The 712-nt window shown below is 47.6% G+C and carries 1 protein-coding gene; it reads left to right on the top strand.

Translation table 11 applies throughout. The features are described from left to right. On the top strand, nt 1-712 hold a 712-nt coding region (locus ACXAFR_RS27420; protein WP_475183363.1), incomplete at both ends, for an IS256 family transposase.

Below are 712 nucleotides of genomic sequence, written 5' to 3'. Positions count from 1 at the left end.
ACTACGATATCGAGTTCTCCAACGGTACGCTAAACGCTGTCACTGACAAGCTGTTGCCTGAGTTGCAAGCATGGCGAGAGCGCGATCTCGATGCGGTCTACCCCATCGTTTGGCTCGATGCCATTCATTTCAAAATCAAAGAAAATGGCCGCTTTGTGAGCAAAGCCATTTACACCATATTAGCCCTCAACATTGACGGTAAGAAAGAGCTGCTTGGTCTCTATCTATCGGATGCTGAAGGCGCGCACTATTGGCTGAGCGTGCTGACAGACCTTCAGAACCGCGGGGTTAAGGATATTCTTATCGCCTGCGTCGATGGACTAAAAGGCTTTCCTGAAGCGATTGAATCCATTTACCCTGACACCGAAGTGCAGCTATGCATCATTCACCAAATCCGTAATTCGATGAAGTACATCGCCTCTAAAAATCAGAAAGCTTTCATGAGTGACCTAAAAACCGTGTACAAGGCGGCCACAAAAAATGCGGCTGAAATCGCCTTGGACGACCTCGAGGCTAAGTGGGGAAAGCAGTACCCCGTTGTCATCAAATCATGGCGCAATAAATGGGATAATCTATCGGTCTACTTCAAATATCCTGAAGACGTCCGCAAAGCGATTTACACGACCAATGCCGTTGAAGCCGTCCATCGCCAATTTAGAAAACTCACCAAAACGAAGGGCGGCTTTGCAAACGAAAACAGTTTGCTGAAGCT

It is taken from the genome of Pseudomaricurvus sp. ABR4_320, from assembly GCF_056159445.1.
This window is presented reverse-complemented; position numbering and strand designations above follow the sequence as displayed.